The sequence below is a fragment of the Paenibacillus solanacearum genome (assembly GCF_910593845.1).
GTDB lineage: Bacteria > Bacillota > Bacilli > Paenibacillales > NBRC-103111 > Paenibacillus_G > Paenibacillus_G solanacearum.
This window is the reverse complement of record NZ_CAJVAS010000041.1, coordinates 1-17,691: the sequence shown is the minus strand read 5'-3', so window position 1 is coordinate 17,691 and position 17,691 is coordinate 1. Positions and strand designations below refer to the sequence as shown.

The window sequence follows — 17,691 nt, the reverse complement described above, 5'->3', positions numbered from 1 at the left end:
CGTGCCTCACCCGGATTCGACAAGCGATGGGGTATAGGATGGCCTGAGGAAAAATAATTGATATAATTTTTCGATCAATTGGCTTCGATTGATAACCTAATGGTATAGAATGGTATATTTCCTGCTAAAAAACGAATGAATATACGGATAATTTCCTATATTTAGAAAAAATTTTATGAAGAAGGACATGCGCTCCTATGTGGGAAATACAGGGGTCTTATGGGAAAGCTCCATTCTCCGCAGATTTCGGATGCCTGTCCAGAGTGGACGAATAAAACAAATAAAAGTGGTCGCTATATTAAAAAATAAAGAGGATTCATCAAAGGAATAACATGCTCTTAGATGAATGAAAAGAGAAAGAAAGTGACGAAGCGAAGCGGAGTCTTCCGAGCGAAGCGAGGAGGTCACAGGCAGGGAACGAGCGGCTTAATATTCGTGGGCAGCCTATGCCCATAGAAGCCTGGGCTGCTTTTCTGACTATGAAGGATGGATGTGCTCTGCTCCTCGCTAACGCTCGGAGGACTTCGCTTCGCTCGTCCGCTGAGTGATATTAGGATTTATACGAGGGTTGTAGTAATGATTGGAATGCTCTGATCTCCCTATGTTCTCTGGATGATAATATCCCCCACATGCCCCCGCTGGCGACGATATGGACGTAGAACGTCCCGTAGTCGCTGACGGGGGCTTTTTGCGTATCCGAGGAAGCTTTTCCCAACCTGTCTATGACTCGCCCGTTATGCCTGTTTAAATGTACTGTAACCATACTCCCTCGTGACCCCCTTGCCGGATATGCCTAACGAAGTGTAGGGACTGCTTTCCCTGCCGTTATTTTTTATATGAACCCCATGGAGTACACATGCATCCCCCCGGTTTATTTACGGTAAACGCCCCAATGGGCGCCAAGGAGGACTGGGCGATGGGATATAACTGCCAGATGACGAGAATTGGAGATTGCCTGCGAGTGAAGCTGTATGGAAAGGAACTATTTGAAGAAAGTGACCGTAAGTCGAAAAACCAACGCTTAGCGGAGATCGAAGCGATTCAAGCCGACCCGAGCCTGACGGACTTGCAGAAGCGGCTCTATGCGGCGATCTTGGAGCCGCCTGATAAAGAGGAGGAGTGTGCGCGAAATCGCCCTGACCGAACGCCGAAGCCAGGACGGTTGAAACTGGCGGAACGGGAACGATTCTGCCACCTGATGGACCGAAACTTTAGCCTGGGCCACAAGTTCATTACCTTGACCTACGAGAAGCCGGACGTGACGCTGGATGAAGCGGCGAAGGACTATGAGAACTGGGTGAAGCGGATGCGCGAACGGTACGGCGATTTTAAGTATCTTGCCAATCGTTCCTTCCAGCAGCGCGGCACACTCCACTTCCACCTGCTGGCTGACCTGCCTACGATACCGAGAGCGGAACTGGCGGATGGAACGTTTCGGGATATATGGGGACGGGGAAGCGTCGAATTGAAGCGTATCTATAGCCTGCCGATGGAGGAGCGCCGGAATAAGCTAAAACTTGACCTGATTAAGAATCTGCGGGATTTTAAGGCGGATGAGCGTTCGTATGGGAAGCGCCTGTTTCTCCAGAGTAAGAACCTGATTGTCCCGAGAACGGTAAAAGGCGACTTTAACGAGATGATGGAGAAGTTGAGGGAGAACGGGTATGTGCCGGAGCTAGTGGAAACCCGTCAGTTTCCGGTGGAGTACCTGAACTATATCCAGCTCGAAACGTACCGCCTGACGAAGTAAAGGTCACCTTTATACCTTTACCGCATTAAAGCCCATACTACCCCTGTCCCCGCTGTGGTGCGGCTGGGTAAAGGTGTGTCACTTTAATTTTGAAATGAAATGATGCTTGAACTCTCCCATACACGCGTACTATGATTGCTCCGAACAAAAATTACCAAAAACTAGTAATCTTTAATTCGGCTTCGGTTACGGTAATTTTAATTATCGTTGCGATTGGGGGAGTGACTGTTGAACGTGATTGGTTATATTCGCGTATCGACGCAAGGACAAGCGAAGGAAGGCTATAGTCTCGCGTACCAGCGCGATGAGATTGAAGCGTATTGCGCCGCACAGGGTTGGAACTTGTTGCATGTGTATGAGGATGCCGGGATTAGCGGCGCGGAGGTAGACGAAGAAGCGCTGGAAGTCGAGCGTGAAGGCTTCCGGGATATGCTCGAAGCACTGCCGGATGGTGGTGTGAGCTATGTGCTCGTGCTTAACACGAACCGCTTATGGCGTAGTGACATTGTGAAAGTGCTGGTTCACCGCGAGTTGAAGCGCTATGGCGTGGATGTGAAGAGTATCGAGCAGCCGACGTACAGTATCCATCGGAAAGACCCGAGCGATTTCCTGATTAACGGGCTGATGGAACTGCTCGATCAGTACCAGCGGTTAGAAATCGCCTTGAAGCTGGGACGCGGACGAATGAAGAAAGCGCAGCAAGGCGGCTATGCCGGAGGACGCGCTGCGTTCGGCTATACGGCGAAGAAGGGACGGAAAGTGATCGAAGTGAACCCGATCCAGGCGTCGGCTGTGAAGCGGCTATTTGAGATAAGGGAACGAAACCCAGGCCTGACGCTGGCGGAGACGGCGCGGCGGCTGAACGCTGAAGGGTATACGACCCAGCAAGGCATGCGGTTTACGAAGGTACAGGTCAAGCGAATCCTGGACCGGAAAGAGCTATACGAAGGCATGGTGTGCTATGGAAACGTGAAGGCCGCCGGGCTGCACGAAGCGATTTTGTGAGGCGGTGGCGGGATGGAGGAGATGGAGCACTATAACCGCTGTGTCGAGCAGGAAGACCGATACGATGAGCAACTGGATACGTTGGAATCGTGCCAATACGCGATATTCGACCATATTTACCGCTATGGGGAGCGATTCGATAAGTTGGCGGTGGAGAATGTATTAATTGCCATTCATCAATTGGAAGATGCTGTAAGGTTGGAACTGCTTCATGTGCGACTGGAGAAGGCATACCTTGCCTATGGGCTGAAACCGAACAAACCGAAAGCTGACTGATGGAAACGTGAGGGAATGAGAATTTGCTAGCGTGTCTTTGCGGCTCGTCCGCTCGAACTGAGGATGCAAGCTCATTTATCATGGTTTCAAGCCGTCTGATGGGACGGATACTCATGGACTGGAGGTTAGTTTACGTGTTATGTATTCTGCCCGCTTGTTCGCAGGATGCCTCTCCAGCCTGTGCGTAGTTGTCCCATCCCTGTGAAGGAGCGAAGTGAAGATGATCCAACCCGAAAAATTGATTTACGTAGGCGTAGACCTGCACAAGCAGCATCATACCGCCGTGATGATCGACTGCTGGAATAAGAAACTGGGCGAAATCCGGTTCGACAACAAGCCGTCCGCCTTTCCCCTGCTGTTGAAGGAAGTGAAGAAGCACACGAAAAGGGGCATGTCTGTCGTATACGGTCTGGAAGACGTAGGCGGATTCGGCAGAGCGTTGGCGGTGTACCTAACCGAAAGCGGCTGCCGGGTAAAGGAAGTCAACGCGAAGCTGGCGAATAACCGCCGTAAGAGTCACGTCACAGTACAGAAATCCGATAGCTGGGATGCAGAATGCGTGGCGAAGGTGCTGCGGGATGAACTGCCGAATCTGCCTGACGCAAAGCCAATTGACCTGTACTGGGCGATTAGCCAGCTCGTCACCCAGCGGAAATGGCAGGCTAAGAGCTTGTCTGGCATGGTGAAGCGGCTGCACCAGCAACTCGGCTACCATTACCCCAGCTACAAGAAGTTCTTTTCCGAAATCGACGGGAAGACGGCGTTGGCCTTCTGGCATAAGTATCCTTCGCCCGTCCACCTAGATGGTGTGATGGTGGATGAACTGGCGATGTTCCTGCGGAAGCTGAGCAACTATGCGCTCTCGACGAAGAAAGCGGAGCAGATGCTGATGCTGATCGCGGAGGATGGCGATACGACACGCGACTTTCAGGAGAAGCGTGATTTTATCGTGAAAGGTCTTGTGCGAAATATTCGCTTCTATGGGCGTGAACTGAACCGAATTGAACAGGAGATCGCAGGTCTAATGAAGCAGCTTGGCTTTCAGTTGGAGACGATGACGGGAATCGACTTGGTAACGGCTGCGGAACTGGTAGCGGAGATCGGCGATATCCATCGTTTCGCTACGCCGGATAAGCTGGCGAGATTCGCGGGAGTAGCGCCGATAGCGGTAGGTTCGGGAAACAAGCACCGCAACTACAAGAGCAAGCAAGGGAATCGCGAGCTTCACGACATTCTGAAGGCGCTGGCTATTCGGCAGATCGCGGTGACGAGAACGAAGAAGGAGCCGCGCAACCCGTACTTCCATGCGTACTACGAGCGAAGGATGGCGGAAGGAAAGACGAAGCAGCAAGCCATCGTTTGTATCATGCGGAAGTTGGTGAATGTCGTCCATTACCTGATGCGGACGAAAGCAGCGTATGTGATACCGACAGTGCCGGAAATGGACGCTGGATGATATACTGGGGAAAGGCTGTGGAGGAAGAATCTGCCGCCTATATTCCCGGTAAGTAAGGCTTTATTAACTAGGATACGTATGAAGGGGATATTACGAATCCGCTGAGTTTGAACCTTTATACGTATGTGCATAATAATCCGTTGAGGTATACTGATCCTAGTGGGCATTGTGCAAAGGGAATGGATTACTGTGAAGTTAGTAGTCATCCCGATGGAGAATACGACCATTTGTTAAACGCTGAAAATAGACTGTTAGTAGCTTCATTAAAAGATGATGTGACTTATGGTGGCCAAGAAACAGCCCTTAATGCCGCAAGTCAAATAGAGGCAATCAGGTCAAATCCATGTAGTTATACTTATTGTGATGAAGGCGACGTTGCACGTTTTCAGTATGATGATTATGGTGTTTTTCTTGGAGCAACACTAGCAGTCCGAAACTCAAGCCTAGCAGGGAAAGTGCATCCAGTAACTGGAGTAGCGTTTGATTCCAATGGATTTCCAAAGTTTGACTCAAGGTTTGATACCCACCTGCCTGAGGATCAATTGAAGTCAAGTGATGCAACTCAATTTAGAACAGCTACTAAATCACTAGCAAATGAAGTTATGAATAATCCTGAGATAGCAAAGCAGTTCACAAAGCTACAATTGGAACAAATAAGCAGGGGTATAACTCCTGAAGGTTATACTTGGCACCATCATCAAGACACTGGTAGAATGCAATTAGTAGACTCCGCTATTCATGCAAAAACTGGTCATACTGGCGGAAGAAGTATTTGGGGCGGAGGAAGAAAAATACGTAGTGGGAGAGGGGAATAAAAGAGTGGCAAGTATTGAATGGGACTTTTATGATCAAGCTTTAGATATTAATCAAATTTACGTGGTAGAAAAATATCTTGGATGCAGATTTCCCGAAGATTACGTTTCAGTTGTAAAAAAATATAGTGGGGGACATCCAAATCTTGATTGTTTCGATTTCTACGATCACGAAGAATCGGTTTTTAATTATTTATTAAGTTTTAACTCGGAAAGATCGATATATATACTAAAGGTTTATGAAGATGTAAAGGACAGATTACAAAAGAATCTTGTCCCAATAGCCAATGACCCATTTGGCAACTTAATTTGTTTTGATTATTCAAAGAACTCAAAAGAACCAGCGGTAGTATTTTGGGATCATGAAATCGCTTATGAAGATCGTAATCAAGCAACGTCATTTATTTGCAACACATTTACAGAATTACTGAACAAATTATATCAGCTTTAATTGAAGTAGCCACAATGCGACTAATCCTTGCGTTGTGGTTTTCTTTTTTATGTTTCGCCGCGGCGGCGGCTTTATTAAGACCATACACCGGTGCCGAATGAATTACTATTTCTTGTTTGAATAAAGTTAACCCTTGTAAGCCACGTACCAAAGTTTCCCCAAAGCAAGTGTACGCACACAGTAGCTGTTGAAGATTATACCCTAACTGATGAAACCTACCCGACCAAAACAATAGTAAAATCATCAGATGCTATCATATTGAAGCCCAATTTCCTTAGCTTCGCTTTATCGCTGTTTTCTGAAAAAAAAGAAATATGCGAAATAGAAGGTGTAACACGCAACTTCATGGCTACTTACCCCGACCATTCATAGTAGAAGGCCGTCAATAAAAAGTATTTGATTTTATCCGCAACTTATCTAGGGATTGCAACGATGGATACGGTGTAAAGAGAATCTGCTGACGAGCAGTTGACATATACAGGTAAGGAAACGTATCAGGCTAGCCGCCTTGCCCTCTAATAATAGACGGAAATTCGTTAAAAAAATTTCCGGTTGGGGGCTGAACATGGAAGGAGTCAAGGTTTCAATAGACCGCATTGTAGTCGATTTTACCAACGTATATTGGAGTTTCTTTAATCCGCTCCGCCAGTGGTTATGTGACTATTACAATGCTGCTTTTTACGTCAAAGATAAGGGGTTCAAATATCGTGTTCGAGTCAGAGAAGGGAAGTATTGGGTATACATCTCCTATCAATTGGTCTACGCTCGAATGTCAAGGAAGCATACGCTCCGAATCGAATGTCATCCTGATTCTCTTGTCTATTTTCGTTCGTGGTTGTCCCAAATTGTCGATAACGCCGAAGAGGTACAATTCGTAAGGTCGGATGTAGCGTTTGATATTCCTTTGCCCTTAGCGGAATTGTTCGTGCTGTCACTGACTGGGCGGAATATGCGAAAGAAATTAGGAACGTTTTACTCTAACAAGCGACATCAAAGGCAAGTTGCCGGATATTGCAGGGTATATGACAAAAAACAAGAACTGTCGCAACGGCATGGAGTAAGTATTCAAGGGGAACTAACGAGGTTTGAAATCGTGTATAAGCCGGATGACAAGATACCTATGAATAGGCTTGTCCAGTTTCCGCCCCAATTCAACAGGCTTTATCTATGCTCTCATGTAACTGAGCCGGAACAATTGAAGCCAAAACATCTGCAACGAGTTCGAGGGCTGATGACTGGTGAACTGGAGCAAAGAGAAGTTACGGGATATTACCGCAGAGAGATTGAGAAAATTATGCGAAAAAGCCCTACTCTTGATTTCGACATTACAGCGGCGGAACAGTGGGAGGATGTAGTAACAATTCCCTGCTCAGTTTTGGGCGGCTTGATTACCAAAACGGCAATAGCACAGTAAGGTTATTCGTCCTCCATGTCAATCAAATCATGGATATGTATGTTCAGTGCTTTACATATTTGCTCAAGGGTACTGATATAAATTCTATCCGTTGTCCCCCTGCAAAGGGCATTTATCGTACCGGGACGCATATCGACCATAAGTGCAAGCTGACGTTGAGAAATATTCCGCTCGTCCAAGAGTTCCTGCAATCTAATCTTGATTCTCATATCTTATTTTCCCCCATCGGTATATTTAACAATATATCATGATTAACGAAAAAACACATTGCTTGTGACGCTGTAACGTCATATAATGGTTGTGTGACGTTGTAACGTAACGGAAATTGTGATTATTGTAACGGTGGGGGAGGAAACAGAATGAATGTCATCGGATATGTCAGAGTATCGACGCAAGGGCAAGCCAAAGACGGATACAGTTTATCTTACCAACAAGACGAAATCCATTTGTATTGTGAGCGGCAGGGATGGAACTTATTGCATGTATTTACAGACGAGGGAATCAGTGGGGCGAAGGTCGATGAGGATACTCTTGAAGTGGACAGAATCGGCTTTCAGAGCATGTTAGCCGACCTGTCTGCTCATACCATTGATGCAGTTGTCGTACTCAATACAAGCCGTTTATGGCGGTCTGACATCGTAAAGGTGCTTGTGCATCGGGAGTTCAAGAAGCATGGCGTGGATGTGAAAAGCATCGAACAGCCTACATACAGCATCTACAAGAAAGACCCAAGTGATTTTCTGATTAACGGACTGATGGAACTGCTTGATGCTTACCAACGGCTCGAAATTAGCATGAAACTGAGCCGAGGACGCAATAAGAAGGCTCAACAGGGCGGCTATGCCGGAGGTCGGGCGGCATATGGATACAAAGCCAAGAAAGGTCAGAAAGCTATCGAAATCAATCTCGATGAAGCCCAAGCGGTACAGCGAGTATTTGAATTAAAGGAATTGTTCCCTGACTGGTCATTGTCGCAGATGGCGTATCAGATGAACTATGACCGCTTTACTACGGCTCAAGGCAAGAAGTTTACGAAAGTGCAGGTCAAGCGAATCCTTGACCGCAAAGAATTTTATCAAGGTCTGTACCTCTACGGCGACATTAAAGCCGATGGGCTACACCAAGCGATTATTTAATCGAGGGGGCGGCAACGTGGAGGAAACAGCCAAGCAAAAAGCCTTATTAGGGGAAGAATTGCAGTTTATGCTACAGATTCAAACGTGCGAAGAAGTTTTGTGCACCATCATGAATACGGTTCGTCAACAAGGAACTTCGATGCACCTGCTAACGGTTGAGGACATCATAAACTTTATTCATCGAATGGAATTGGATTTCAGAACCAAACTGCTCCATGTCAACCTTGAGCAAGCCATTGAAGCAAGTAAGTACAAGCGGTAATCCTGCCGGAACGTGACGGAAATGAGATTTTGCTAACGTGTCTTTGCGGCTCGTCCGCTCGAACTGAGGATGCAAACTTATTTCACGGCCAACGTTCCAACCATCCGTATTGTGGGTGGTTACTCATGGGTTAGAGATTTGCTTACGTATCGTTGTGGCTTGTCCACTTGCAGTCAGGATGCAGTTCTAACTCATCAGTAACCATTCAATTCTAACGACAACAGGGAGTGAAACAAGCATGAAACAGCCGGATAAATTAGTTTATGTGGGGGTAGACCTTCACAAACAGCATCATACAGCGGTCATTATCGACTGTTGGAATCAGAAGTTAAGCGAAATCAAGTTCGATAACAAGCCAACAGCGTTCCCACAGCTTGAGAAGGAAGTCAAGAAGTACACGAAAAAGGGTATGTCCGCTGTGTATGGCTTAGAAGATGTGGGCGGCTTCGGTAGAGCATTAGCAGTCTACCTGACCGAGAAAGGCTGTTGGGTGAAGGAAGTCAATGCAAAACTGGCAAATAACAGACGTAAGAGCCACGTCACGATACAGAAATCCGACTCGTGGGATGCGGAATGTGTGGCTAAGGTTTTACGTGACGAGTTGCCGAATCTGCCGGATGCAAAGCCGATTGACCTGTATTGGGCGATTAGTCAGCTTGTCACACAGCGGAAATGGCAAGCTAGAAGCCTGTCAGGGATGGTCAAGCGGCTTCATCAGCAACTCGGCTATCATTACCCAAGTTACAAGAAGTTCTTTTCCGAGGTTGACGGTAAAACGGCGTTAGCGTTTTGGCATAAATATCCTTCACCTTCCCGATTGTCAGGCGTGGGGGTGGAGGAACTAGCAACGTATCTCCGAAAGCTGAGTAATTATGCTTTATCGACCAAGAAAGCAGAGCAGATTCTAACGCTCATAGCCGAGGATGGCGATACGAGCCGTGATTTCCAAAACAGTCGTGACTATATCGTCAGAGGGCTTGTCCGTAACATCCGCTTTTACGAGCGTGAATTGACTCGTCTTGAAAGGGAAATCGAAAGCCTGATGAAACAGCTAGGCTTCCAACTAGAAACAATGACAGGCATTGAATTGGTTACAGCCGCTGAACTGGTAGCAGAGATTGGAGATATACACCGCTTCGCTACTCCTGACAAGTTGGCACGATTCGCAGGAATCGCCCCCATCGCAGTAGGTTCAGGAAACAAGCATAGGAATTACAAGAGCAAGCAAGGCAACAGGGAACTTCATGACATCATAAAAGCCCTTTCCATCCGGCAAATTGCCGTTACACGTACCAAGAAAGAGCCACGGAATCCATACTTCCATGCCTACTATGAACAGAAGATGGCGGCAGGAAAGACCAAGCAACAAGCCATTGTCTGTATCATGCGGAAACTGGTGAACGTCATCCATTACCTGATGCGAACGAAGGCGGCATACGTAATTCCAGTAGTATCCAGTAACCAAGCGGCATGATATAATCATAGAGTCGGGCGGCGATTGTAAACAAACAGTCTCCGCCCTTTTTATCGGATATGGAACGGTTTATTAACTAGGATACGTATGAAGGGGATATTACGAATCCGCTGAGTTTGAATCTTTATACGTATGTGCATAATAATCCGTTGATATTTTCTGATCCTAGTGGACACTGTGTGGCAGGTGTAGATTCAGGTTGCTACGTAGACTCAGCTAGTGGAGTAGACGATCAGTTAAATGATGCGGTTAGAACAGAAGTAAAGAAAAACTCATCTATGTGGTGGGAAATAGAAAGATCAAAATCAAGTTGCAAAAGTACTGCTTGTATTGATAAATCCATATCTAATCAGAAAAAGCTTGAGGCAGCAAATGATGAATGGAGAAACAATGCTTGCAGTTACACAGATTGCATGTCTGGAGAAGCAAGTTTTATCTTGGAAGGTAACATAGCTATCGGTGTAAGGCTAGCTATTGTGATTCAGGAAGAAAGCAGAGGTATCCTGGATGGAGTGATAGATTTTATTTCACCGAGGGCATATGCCGCTGACTTGCCTCCTGGACAAGTAACACCTAAAACAAGTATTGGGTATATCGAACATTACTATCGTTCTGGTGACCATGCTCCACCACATGTGCATGTCATTGATAAAAATAATGTTGTCGTAAGGGTAGGGCAAAACGGCAAGCCAATTTCAGACGAAGATGCTGCAAAAATGAATCGATACCATACTCAACTGATTAGTACCTATCAAACTCATATAAGGTCAACTGTTGGTAGAATTATGAGGTACTATAGAGAAAATCCAAATGAAAGAAAATAAATTTTTGGCAGGTGACTATTTTGTCGGTTATAGAGAAGATTAATGGAATTGCAGTTCAAGCAAATATAGACGGAGAACAAACAGCTATTGCAATTGGTGAAATAATTTCTAGACTTGAAATTGGCAGGCAATTCGAGTTACACAGTCAGTTGTCGGAAATAGCTTTAACTTTATTAGTGTCCTACAGGGATAAGCTTAATATTAATCAAGAAGTAAAAGAACAGTTTGTGTGGTGGTACTTTAGAGAAAAAGTTCAAAAATCAGGAAAACGTATTGATTCTAATTTACTTAGTGAGTTATTTCATGAGTATGCAAGTTCAAAATCAGTGGGTTTAGAAAGCATTGTAATACAGGCAATCAAATCTGATGTTTTAACTGAGGCTCAATTACTGCAAGCAGAGGCGATTTTTAGTAGCAAAACATTTGAGAAAGAGAGTTTTGCTTATACCATACGAAAGAAAATTGATTTAGGCGCTATGTTAGATAAGACAGATGTTAGTAAACTACTTGATTTCAGGTTGTATCTTGTTTTAGAAAAGGCTCTTGACAATAAGCTTGTTCCAGTTGAGGGACTGGACTACGTTACAAGCCCTTCGGACGGCACTCCCGATAAGAAAGCTCGATTAAAATTATTTCAAAAGGCTCAATTAATTAGAGCGCAGTCTTAGCGTTCCTTAGCCACAATGCGACTAACCCTTGCGTTGTGGTTTTCTTTTCCTCACATCAGCTATCAACGTATTGTATTTTGGAGTACTCGATACTAGATCAGCACAAAAAGGACTCGATAAAAATCCAGTCCAAAAATAATTTCAAAAGTATTGATTTTTAAAATGCGATTTTGATATATTGCTTAATGCAGACGAGAGGATATAAAAAGGCATTATAAATATAATTCAAGTGGGCAATCTTTGCAAGTCCCAATTTGAAGATTTGAGGTGAATTATTTATGAACTTGAACAATTATGAACTATGATTTGTTATAACAGGTCAAATTATATCCAAAATTTTAGAGTCCTGATTTAAAACCCAGAGGAGGAATTGAATGATTGATACCGTCAATTTAATTGTTAAGCCAGTTCAGATTAATCCAACTTACTTGCTGAAACTACAACCTAACCCTAAAACTTACTTGGATCATCCTACCGGATCATTGAAAACTACATACAAGATGTACGATGAACAACTCCCCTATATCGTGTATAACGACTATAGCCAAATCTTAATTGTACAAGTATCCATTCCCAAATTCCTCTACGGAAACAACGTCTACCTCATACAAGAAAGCGATATTCCTCTTTTCTTTCATAGGCTAAGTTCCCGATTATATGAGTTATTTGCCATACATGTGAAGAAGGAGGATTGGTATGTATCAAGAATTGATTTATGCTGGAATTTTCAATTGGGAGATGAGGTAGAGAATTACATTAAGCAGCTACACGGTCTGTATATCCCGTATATGAAGTCCAAATTATACGGACGGAATGAGACAGCAACTCATTTTAATGACAGCAGATACATTACATTTTACAACAAGCAGCAAGAATGTAAGGATCATAAGGAACCAGCAGAAATCATTGCTAAAGCTCAAGGATTGCTGCGCATGGAAGTAAGTCTAAGCTATGATGAGATGAGAAAATATTCATCGAAACGTCTCGCAATTCATTTAATATCGAAAGCGTTTTTTATACATACTTTTAAGCCAAGCTTGGAAACGATCCAACTGCCTGCAACTATTGATGGTCTAAGTCTAGAATGGTTCAAATCTCAGTCATTCAAATTGAATCAGATTGAGAGTGTGCTATCGTTTCAAGCATTACATAATTGGCTAACAGATTCGGAAGTCAGACAATTATACAAGCCATCGACCTATGCCAATCGCAAAAAGTTATCGAAGCAAATCATATTTCCAAGCCAACGATCATTGAGGCCGCTTGCTATAGATTTCGATAATTTGGGATGAAAGTCATCCATCTTGAAACGACAGTTACTCCTACGATTACGATATCAGATAAGTACATAAATGATTAAAAGTCCAATCATATAAAGTGTTTCAGAGTTATGCTCATCTTACATAGGTGAAATCAAGTGTACATAAGAAATACAGCAATTACCTTACATATTGCAAGAAAAGTCGATTTATTTCCGATTGTGTGAAAATGAAATGGCGATTTTATTTTCATGCGTAAATCCGGGGCTCGTTTACATTCATTTAAGGCTTTGAAATAGCCGTATTAATCATAGCTGATGCGTAGTCATCGCGATGTTAGAAGTATGACGATTAGCTTTTTTCCGAGACTATGAGCTCATCTATTTCAACGTTTAAGGCTTCGCATATTTGTTCAAGAGTACGAATGTAAACTCTGTCTACGTTATCTGAACAAAGATGATTAATCGTAGCAATTCTCATGTTCATTGATAGCGCAAATTGTCTTTGCGAAATATTCCGTTCTGCTAAAATTTCACGTAACCTAATTTTTATTTTCATGGAATCCTCCAAAAGGATTACTTTTAAGAGTTCTACGAAAAGAATATATCATTATTTCAAAGTTTCGGCAAAATATGATTGAATTATACTCTTAAAAGTAATAGAATAGTTACAGGGATATTACTCTTAAAGGTTTAAACTCATAAGAGTTACATAAATTAAAATTTCTGTAACGGAGGATAATTCTCGTGAATGTGATCGGTTATATTCGAGTCTCAACAGCAGGGCAAGCCAAAGATGGTTACAGCTTGTCATATCAACGTGAAGAAATTGAAACGTATTGTCATCAGCAGGGATGGAATTTGCTTCATGTATTCGTAGACGAAGGAATTAGCGGCGCAAAAGTAGACGAGGATGCTCTGGAAGTAGATCGTCAAGGATTTCAAGATATGCTTTCATTTATATCGACTCATTCGATTGATCATGTTGTCGTGTTGAATACAAATCGTTTATGGAGAAGCGATATCGTCAAAGTGTTGGTTCATCGGGAGTTTAAAAAGCAAAATGTTGATGTGAAATCGATTGAACAGCCAACTTACAGCATTTACAAGAAAGACCCGTCAGATTTCCTTATTAACGGGTTAATGGAACTTTTAGACGCATACCAACGACTGGAAATCGCAATGAAGCTAGGCAAAGGAAGAACAAGGAAGGCCAGAGAAGGCGGTTATGCTGGTGGACGGGCAACATTCGGATATAAAGCCCAAAAAGGTTCTAAAGTACTGGAAATCGATACAGAGCAAGCAGTAATTGTTGAAAGAATATTTGAACTTAAAGAACATTTTTCAAACTGGACATTATCGGAAATAGCTGATCAATTGAACCTTGAAAACTACAAAACGCAGCAAGGCAAGGCTTTCACCAAAGTTCAGGTAAAACGAATCCTTGATCGTCGAAGCTTTTACTGCGGCATGTATCAATACGCAAATGTTGAAGCTATTGGCAAGCATCAGGCGATCATACAAGGTGGGTGGACATGAACGAACCAACCCTTATGGGCAAATGGGATGCTGAAGAACGAATGTTGATGCTGCAAATTCAGACCTACGAAGCTTGTACTTTAGCTGTGTTGGGGATCGATCGAATATCGGCATTACATAAGTTGACAGTTGAAGACATTGTTTCAAACCTTCATCGTATAACCCTTGATTTACAGACTGAATTATTGCATGTGAGATTAGAAAAAGCCTATGCCGTTCACTGAGATACTAAACTAGGAACAAAGATGGGGAGTAGTTTTTGCTAACGTATCTTTGCGGCTCGTCCGCTCGAACTGAGGATGCATAGCTACTCAACCGTCGTTGTTCAGGTTGAATGATTACTCATGGGTTGGAAATATGCTTATGTATCTTTGTGGCCCGTTCACTTGAAATCAGGATGCAAGTCTAACTCATGAGTAAGGATTCAACAATACAAACAATGAGGAGTGGAGCGATATAGTACAACAAGACAAATTTATTTATGTAGGAATTGACTTGCACAAACAGCATCATACGGCTGTGATCATCGACTGTTGGAATCAGAAGCTAGGCGAAATCAAGTTCGAGAACAAGCCGACAGCATTTCCTCAGCTCGAGAAAGAAGTCAAGAAGCATACGAAGAAAGGGGTGTCAGTAGTCTACGGCTTGGAGGATGTAGGCGGTTTTGGCAGAGCATTAGCTGTTTACCTGACCGAGAAAGGCTGTTGGGTGAAGGAAGTCAATGCAAAATTGGCTAATAACAGACGTAAGAGTCACGTAACCATACAGAAATCCGATTCGTGGGATGCAGAATGTGTAGCTAAAGTTCTACGGGATGAACTTTACAATCTGCCGGATGCAAAGCCCATTGACCTGTATTGGGCAATCAGTCAGCTTGTAACCCAACGAAAATGGCAAGCTAAGAGTCTGTCGGGCATGGTCAAGCGGCTTCATCAGCAATTGGGCTACCATTATCCGAGCTACAAGAAGTTCTTTTCCGAGGTAGACGGTAAGACAGCGTTAGCATTTTGGCATAAGTATCCTTCTCCTTCCCGATTGTCAGGCGTGGGGGTAGAGGAACTGGCAACGTATCTCCGCAAGCTGAGCAATTATGCTTTATCGACCAAGAAGGCGGAACAAATTCTAACGCTCATAGCTGAGGATGGCGATACGAGCCGTGATTTCCAAGACGAGAGGGATTTTATCGTCATTAGTCTTGTTCGCAATATCCGCTTCTACGAGCGTGAATTGAGCCGCATTGAAAAGGAAATTGAAGGACTGATGAAACAGCTAGGCTTCCAACTGGAAACGATGACAGGTATTGAATTGGTTACGGCGGCGGAACTGGTAGCTGAGATAGGCGACATTCATAGGTTCGCTACTCCTGACAAGTTGGCACGTTTTGCCGGAATCGCTCCTATTGCAGTAGGCTCAGGTAACAAGCATCGAAATTACAAGAGTAAGCAAGGCAACAGGGAACTGCATGACATCATTAAAGCTCTTGCCATTAGGCAAATTGCCGTTACGAGAACCAAGAAAGAACCACGTAATCCCTACTTCCATACCTACTATGGACAGAAGATGGCGGCAGGAAAGACCAAGCAACAAGCAATTGTCTGCATCATGCGGAAACTCGTAAACGTCATCCATTATCTCATGAGAACGAAGGCGGCATATGTAATTCCAGAAGTATCCAGTAAAGAAGCGGCATGATATAATTATAGTGTCGGGCGGCGATTGTAGCAAAACAGTCTCCGCCCATTTTATCGCCAAATGAACGGTTTATTAACTAGGATACGTATGAAGGGGATATTACGAATCCGCTAAGCCTTAACCTCTATACCTACGTCCATAACAATCCGCTGACGAATGTTGACCCTACTGGGCATTATTGTGTATCTACTGATGGAAATTGGGCTCATGGAGGTAGTTGCGATAATGGTGCATTAGGTTCAAAATATCTTGGCGATGACAGCAACTTCCAAGGAAGACCTATTATTGAAGATGGGGTTACTACTGGCATGTTAGATGCTAGTGGTCCTGTGTTACCTTCAAGAAATAATTTTTGGAATTATGCTTATGTAAGTTGGATTAATGGTGACAACGATATATATCTAAACTTAGATCGAGGTACTCAACAAGAATTCAAGACCCATTTATTAAAAGGATATATGTCGTATCAAATTAATAACGGATATCCAGATCTTGAAGCCGGACTAAGTTTAGATCCGTCATTAATGACCGTTTTTCCAAATAATGCTACTGAAATAAATAAATTGTTTGGACAAAATGGAAAGTATATCCCTGATGAACCTGGGAAATCTGGACGTGGTAAAATGGTATGGGAACTGGATGAAAATACAAGGATAACCTTAGAAAAACATCCTTATGACAAAGGAGCTCCCGAATGGCATAGAAATTATCACTACCACATAGATTCACCAGAAGGCAACCATCAAAGGTTTCTTCCAGGTCAAAACATTCCTGACTTTTTACGAAGATTCTTTAAAAAATAGCTAAACAAACTTAATACTTGGAGGTTATAATGTCTGTTATAAAAATTGATTCTGAAATCGAGGGGCTCAAGGGCGAAATAATTATTAGTTTGTTAGATTCTCGCAGAATATTGTTTAGTGTTAAATTGTTACACAAGTACGGGATGGAGGCTGCGATAAAATTAGAAGCCACTCAAAGCAAACAATTAATATCTTCTCTTAATAAAGGTTTGGAATTGAGTAAAAGTAATAGTAATTTTTCAGAAAGAGTAGGAGTTGATATTATCAATATTACTTCGCAAGTCGAAAGCGAAGAAGGCATAATAATTGTAAGTGTTTATCAAGACGAGGTAGTTTTATGTGTCTCTTTAGCTCAAGGGGGAGACCCAGAAGTTACTCTAAATCAAAAAAATTGTGCTGAACTAATCCATTCACTTAATGAAATTACAAAAGAGTTTGTATAGATAGTCCCTAACCACAATGCGACTAACCCTTGAACTGTACCCCGTAAGATGGACACTTGAAAAAAGTGACCTCTTACGGGTTACAGTTCACCTCGCGTTGTGGTTTTCTATTCCTCACATTTTGGAGTACTCGATACTAGATCAGCACAAAAAGGACTCGATAGAAATCCAGTCCAAAAATAATTTCAAAAGTATTGCACTTTTAAAATGCGATTTTGATATATTGCTTTATGCAAACGAGAGGATATAAAAAGGCATTATAAATATAAATCAAGTGGGCAATCTTTGCAAGTCCCAGTTTGAAGATTGTCGTTGTGCTGTGATAATGTCACTGTGTAACTGTTCTGAGATAATGTCACCATGGGACAGGAGATCATGACATTGAGCAGAGCAGAATTGAAGAAGGTTGTCGTAGTGGAGAAAATCAT

General features: G+C 43.3%; 20 protein-coding genes. 18 read left to right on the top strand and 2 right to left on the bottom strand.

What is annotated here, in order from left to right; all coding sequences use genetic code 11:
* Nucleotides 1-916 precede the first annotated feature (916 nt).
* From KXG62_RS27660 to KXG62_RS27630, 7 genes are all read left to right on the top strand, one after another.
* Entirely contained in the window at nt 917-1,750 is an 834-nt protein-coding gene (locus KXG62_RS27660) for a rolling circle replication-associated protein (protein ID WP_218095264.1), read from the top strand.
* 228 nt (nt 1,751-1,978) lie between these two features.
* The gene (locus KXG62_RS27655) at nt 1,979-2,755 is read left to right on the top strand and encodes a recombinase family protein (protein WP_218095263.1); all 777 of its coding nucleotides are present in this window, start codon (nt 1,979-1,981) and stop codon (nt 2,753-2,755) included.
* A 12-nt stretch (nt 2,756-2,767) separates the two neighbouring features.
* Nucleotides 2,768-3,031, top strand: a complete 264-nt coding sequence (locus KXG62_RS27650; protein WP_218095262.1) for a hypothetical protein — start codon at nt 2,768-2,770, stop codon at nt 3,029-3,031.
* Nucleotides 3,032-3,251: 220 nt separating this feature from the next.
* Entirely contained in the window at nt 3,252-4,487 is a 1,236-nt protein-coding gene (locus tag KXG62_RS27645) for an IS110 family RNA-guided transposase (protein ID WP_218095261.1), read from the top strand.
* 227 nt (nt 4,488-4,714) lie between these two features.
* Nucleotides 4,715-5,302 carry an HNH endonuclease gene (locus KXG62_RS27640; protein ID WP_218095260.1) on the top strand — a complete coding sequence of 196 codons (588 nt, stop codon included), beginning with the start codon at nt 4,715-4,717 and terminating at the stop codon, nt 5,300-5,302.
* On the top strand, nt 5,226-5,750 hold the full coding sequence (locus KXG62_RS27635; RefSeq protein ID WP_218095259.1) for an SMI1/KNR4 family protein: 525 nt from the start codon (nt 5,226-5,228) through the stop codon (nt 5,748-5,750). Before KXG62_RS27640 ends, KXG62_RS27635 begins: the two co-directional genes overlap by 77 nt.
* Nucleotides 5,751-6,315: 565 nt before the next feature.
* A complete protein-coding gene (locus KXG62_RS27630) occupies nt 6,316-7,164 on the top strand; it encodes a replication initiation factor family protein (RefSeq protein WP_218095258.1) in 849 nt (282 codons plus the stop codon).
* A gap of 2 nt (nt 7,165-7,166) precedes the next feature.
* Here the strand turns inward: KXG62_RS27630 and KXG62_RS27625 are convergent, their stop codons facing one another.
* Nucleotides 7,167-7,373, bottom strand: a complete 207-nt coding sequence (locus KXG62_RS27625; RefSeq protein ID WP_218095257.1) for a helix-turn-helix domain-containing protein — start codon at nt 7,371-7,373, stop codon at nt 7,167-7,169.
* A 150-nt stretch (nt 7,374-7,523) separates the two neighbouring features.
* On the opposite strand from KXG62_RS27625, the gene KXG62_RS27620 reads away from it, so the two are divergent.
* From KXG62_RS27620 to KXG62_RS27595, 6 genes are all read left to right on the top strand, one after another.
* On the top strand, nt 7,524-8,300 hold the full coding sequence (locus KXG62_RS27620; protein ID WP_218095256.1) for a recombinase family protein: 777 nt from the start codon (nt 7,524-7,526) through the stop codon (nt 8,298-8,300).
* Nucleotides 8,301-8,316: 16 nt separating this feature from the next.
* Nucleotides 8,317-8,562: a hypothetical protein gene (locus tag KXG62_RS27615; protein ID WP_218095255.1), complete on the top strand. Its 246-nt coding sequence runs from the start codon at nt 8,317-8,319 to the stop codon at nt 8,560-8,562.
* A gap of 238 nt (nt 8,563-8,800) precedes the next feature.
* Nucleotides 8,801-10,036 carry an IS110 family RNA-guided transposase gene (locus KXG62_RS27610; RefSeq protein WP_218095254.1) on the top strand — a complete coding sequence of 412 codons (1,236 nt, stop codon included), beginning with the start codon at nt 8,801-8,803 and terminating at the stop codon, nt 10,034-10,036.
* A 179-nt stretch (nt 10,037-10,215) separates the two neighbouring features.
* The gene (locus tag KXG62_RS27605; RefSeq protein WP_218095253.1) at nt 10,216-10,860 is read left to right on the top strand and encodes a hypothetical protein; all 645 of its coding nucleotides are present in this window, start codon (nt 10,216-10,218) and stop codon (nt 10,858-10,860) included.
* 20 nt (nt 10,861-10,880) lie between these two features.
* Nucleotides 10,881-11,528, top strand: a complete 648-nt coding sequence (locus tag KXG62_RS27600) for a hypothetical protein (RefSeq protein ID WP_218095252.1) — start codon at nt 10,881-10,883, stop codon at nt 11,526-11,528.
* Between the two features lie 374 nt (nt 11,529-11,902).
* A complete protein-coding gene (locus tag KXG62_RS27595; RefSeq protein WP_218095251.1) occupies nt 11,903-12,820 on the top strand; it encodes a phage/plasmid replication domain-containing protein in 918 nt (305 codons plus the stop codon).
* Nucleotides 12,821-13,138: 318 nt separating this feature from the next.
* On the opposite strand, the gene KXG62_RS27590 is transcribed toward KXG62_RS27595, so the two are convergent.
* Nucleotides 13,139-13,345 (bottom strand): helix-turn-helix domain-containing protein, encoded by a 207-nt coding sequence (locus KXG62_RS27590; RefSeq protein WP_218095250.1) that lies wholly within the window; start codon nt 13,343-13,345, stop codon nt 13,139-13,141.
* Nucleotides 13,346-13,533: 188 nt separating this feature from the next.
* Here KXG62_RS27590 and KXG62_RS27585 point away from each other — a divergent pair, with 188 nt between their 5' ends.
* The 5 genes from KXG62_RS27585 (at nt 13,534) to KXG62_RS27565 (ending at nt 17,263) form a co-directional block, all read left to right on the top strand.
* The gene (locus KXG62_RS27585; protein WP_218095249.1) at nt 13,534-14,325 is read left to right on the top strand and encodes a recombinase family protein; all 792 of its coding nucleotides are present in this window, start codon (nt 13,534-13,536) and stop codon (nt 14,323-14,325) included.
* Nucleotides 14,322-14,549, top strand: a complete 228-nt coding sequence (locus KXG62_RS27580) for a hypothetical protein (protein WP_218095248.1) — start codon at nt 14,322-14,324, stop codon at nt 14,547-14,549. The genes KXG62_RS27585 and KXG62_RS27580 overlap by 4 nt, the downstream gene beginning before the upstream one ends.
* A 232-nt stretch (nt 14,550-14,781) precedes the next feature.
* Nucleotides 14,782-16,017 (top strand): IS110 family RNA-guided transposase, encoded by a 1,236-nt coding sequence (locus KXG62_RS27575; RefSeq protein WP_218095281.1) that lies wholly within the window; start codon nt 14,782-14,784, stop codon nt 16,015-16,017.
* A 308-nt stretch (nt 16,018-16,325) separates the two neighbouring features.
* Nucleotides 16,326-16,820: a hypothetical protein gene (locus tag KXG62_RS27570; protein WP_218095247.1), complete on the top strand. Its 495-nt coding sequence runs from the start codon at nt 16,326-16,328 to the stop codon at nt 16,818-16,820.
* Nucleotides 16,821-16,849: 29 nt separating this feature from the next.
* Nucleotides 16,850-17,263, top strand: coding sequence for a hypothetical protein (locus KXG62_RS27565; protein WP_218095246.1), 414 nt, complete (start codon nt 16,850-16,852; stop codon nt 17,261-17,263).
* Nucleotides 17,264-17,691: the final 428 nt, after the last annotated feature.

Bases quoted from the DNA above. Each gene is read 5' to 3' on its own strand.
- KXG62_RS27660 (WP_218095264.1), top strand. From the start codon at position 917: ATGGGATATAACTGCCAGATGACGAGAATTGGAGATTGCCTGCGAGTG.
- KXG62_RS27650 (WP_218095262.1), top strand. From the start codon at position 2,768: ATGGAGGAGATGGAGCACTATAACCGCTGTGTCGAGCAGGAAGACCGA.
- KXG62_RS27645 (WP_218095261.1), top strand. From the start codon at position 3,252: ATGATCCAACCCGAAAAATTGATTTACGTAGGCGTAGACCTGCACAAG.
- KXG62_RS27635 (WP_218095259.1), top strand. From the start codon at position 5,226: ATGCAAAAACTGGTCATACTGGCGGAAGAAGTATTTGGGGCGGAGGAA.
- KXG62_RS27630 (WP_218095258.1), top strand. From the start codon at position 6,316: ATGGAAGGAGTCAAGGTTTCAATAGACCGCATTGTAGTCGATTTTACC.
- KXG62_RS27625 (WP_218095257.1), bottom strand. From the start codon at position 7,373: ATGAGAATCAAGATTAGATTGCAGGAACTCTTGGACGAGCGGAATATT.
- KXG62_RS27620 (WP_218095256.1), top strand. From the start codon at position 7,524: ATGAATGTCATCGGATATGTCAGAGTATCGACGCAAGGGCAAGCCAAA.
- KXG62_RS27610 (WP_218095254.1), top strand. From the start codon at position 8,801: ATGAAACAGCCGGATAAATTAGTTTATGTGGGGGTAGACCTTCACAAA.
- KXG62_RS27595 (WP_218095251.1), top strand. From the start codon at position 11,903: ATGATTGATACCGTCAATTTAATTGTTAAGCCAGTTCAGATTAATCCA.
- KXG62_RS27590 (WP_218095250.1), bottom strand. From the start codon at position 13,345: ATGAAAATAAAAATTAGGTTACGTGAAATTTTAGCAGAACGGAATATT.
- KXG62_RS27580 (WP_218095248.1), top strand. From the start codon at position 14,322: ATGAACGAACCAACCCTTATGGGCAAATGGGATGCTGAAGAACGAATG.
- KXG62_RS27570 (WP_218095247.1), top strand. From the start codon at position 16,326: ATGTTAGATGCTAGTGGTCCTGTGTTACCTTCAAGAAATAATTTTTGG.
- KXG62_RS27565 (WP_218095246.1), top strand. From the start codon at position 16,850: ATGTCTGTTATAAAAATTGATTCTGAAATCGAGGGGCTCAAGGGCGAA.